Source organism: Bradyrhizobium jicamae (assembly GCF_001440395.1).
Classification (GTDB): Bacteria; Pseudomonadota; Alphaproteobacteria; order Rhizobiales; family Xanthobacteraceae; genus Bradyrhizobium; species Bradyrhizobium jicamae.
Window position 1 is genome coordinate 15779 of record NZ_LLXZ01000214.1, and the last position, 500, is coordinate 16278.

The window sequence follows — 500 nt, forward strand, 5'->3', positions numbered from 1 at the left end:
CTCGTTGCAGCCCAGCTCAGCCAGGATCGCGCGACCGCGATGGAGTACTATCTTGGCGACATGACCCAGGACATGCCCACGGTAGACGGCCGATCGGCTGCTGTTTCAACCGATGTGTCTGACACCATTGAAGGACTGATGCCGACGCTGATGGACATCTTTGCTGGCTCCGATGAGGTTGTGCGCTTCGAGCCGGTTGGTCCCGAGGACGAGGAGGCCGCGCAGCAGGAAACCGACTACGTGAACCATGTGTTCATGCAGCAGAACCCCGGCTTCATGGTGCTGTACTCCTTCATCAAGGACGCGCTGCTCAGCAAGGTTGGCATTGTGAAAGTCTGGTGGGAAGAGCGCGAGCAGGAAGAGCGTGAGACCTACTACGACCTGACCGACGATCAGTTTGCGATGCTGTCGCTGGCTGTGGCTCAGTCGGGCGGGGCTATGGAGATTGTTGAGCATACGGCTAGACCGATGGGGCAGGCGGCCTGATGGACGCCATCGCG

1 protein-coding gene is annotated in these 500 nt (G+C 59.8%); it reads left to right on the forward strand.

All coding sequences use genetic code 11. The features are described from left to right. Positions 1–486, forward strand: a 486-nt coding sequence (locus CQ12_RS37115; RefSeq protein WP_057840181.1) for a portal protein, incomplete at its 5' end; no start/stop codon positions are given. Positions 487–500 lie beyond the last annotated feature (14 nt).